1 protein-coding gene and 1 pseudogene are annotated in these 1,431 nt (G+C 36.3%); one reads left to right on the top strand and one right to left on the bottom strand.

Going from position 1 to position 1,431, the window contains the following annotated elements:
* A pseudogene (locus CUS89_RS15950) lies at positions 1-362 on the bottom strand (hypothetical protein); the annotation flags it as partial.
* A gap of 411 nt (positions 363-773) precedes the next feature.
* Between CUS89_RS15950 and CUS89_RS15945 the strand changes: the two are divergent.
* Positions 774-1,250, top strand: coding sequence for a flavodoxin family protein (locus CUS89_RS15945; protein ID WP_104872799.1), 477 nt, complete (start codon positions 774-776; stop codon positions 1,248-1,250).
* Positions 1,251-1,431 lie beyond the last annotated feature (181 nt).

Below are 1,431 nucleotides of genomic sequence, written 5' to 3'. Positions count from 1 at the left end.
TTCGCTTGTTCTTCTTGCGCCTTTTTTTCTGCTTCAAGTTTTGCTTGTTCTTCTTGTGCTTTTTTCTCAGCAGCTAGCTTTTCTTCTTTCTTTTTCTCTTCTAATTCTTTTTTTTCATCCGCTTCTCGTTTGGCTTTTTCTTCACTGGATGTTGAAGTGGTTTCCGAAGTAGCGGTATCTGCTTTTGAAGCTTGATTGGTACCAGATCCGCAAGCGCCAGTGATCAGGATCAAACCGAATAAAGCACTAAATAAAATGAGATGGCGCTGCCAAGCTTTTGCGCCTCTTTTACTCGATCGACTAAAGAGATGTAGACCAAGCATCAAACTGATGAACCCTAACAATAACAACAATAAATTCATTTCTTCCTCCTATTTCCTAAAAATAAATCGCTTTCATGCGAAGCTCCCCTAATAAAAGCGAGTGGTTTAATTTACGGCGATTGACCGTATTCTCTATGTCGGAATCGAACCGACGAAAGCCAGTTAGAGAGTGTGGGTAAAGCAAGAATACTAGCAGATGAACAAACAACGTTATAATTATATAAAGAAATAATAACAAACAAACATTATTTTATCATTAAGCAGAGAATAATAATAGATAGTTTTAGCAGACGATAATTTTTTTGATATTTGTTTTTTTAATGTAAAAAATGTTATATTTGTTGAAGAAAAGTATCGTTTTGATATCATAATCGTTCCAATATAAACATAAGCCAAGATCTTATATAAAAAAGAGGGCGCAGGTGGACAACTTTAAAAGGAGGAGAAAGCATGAGCATTTTGTTTATTAATGCAAGCCCGAATAAAAAGGGGATGACCGTTAAATGGGGAGAAAAAATCTTGGAGGATATCGAGTATAGGGTCCTACACTTAGTTGATTATTCGGTCAATCAGTTAGGACAGGTGACTAAAGAAGATGAATTCGAGCAAGTAATAGAAGTAATCAAAGAAGCAGATATCTTAGTTATTGGCACACCGATCTACTGGTGGGATGTGACCGGTCTGTTGAAAACATTTATTGATCGCTGGACGGATCTTTTTCAGTATGGGTTAGACACACCAGAGGCTCCTTTGTATCAAAAATCTGTCTTCTGGTTTGTTCAAGGATCTGCACCAGAGGAAGCCATTAGCGGAATTGAACGAATGTTGTCCAATGTGAGTGAGCGCTTTTTGATGGAGGAGCTAGGACTGATTTATCAGAAGAAAGAAATTTCTTCTTTCAACGAAATGTTCAAACAAATGAGATGAATAGAGGAACTGAAAGTCCCGAGGGTTTATAGTTGTGTTTTCTGAAAAGGCATGCTATAGTATAAAAGTAATCTATTTTGAAACGTAATTTGAGCTATAAGTTAAACATTATAAGACTCCTTTTGCCTATCAAATATTTATTGCACTATAAACGTACGTTGATACGTATCAGGAGGAAATA

This window comes from Enterococcus mundtii (genome assembly GCF_002947535.1).
In the GTDB taxonomy this organism is placed as follows: Bacteria; Bacillota; Bacilli; order Lactobacillales; family Enterococcaceae; genus Enterococcus_B; species Enterococcus_B mundtii_B.
The sequence above is the reverse complement of the archived record's forward strand: the minus strand, read 5'-3'. Positions and strand labels throughout refer to the sequence as shown.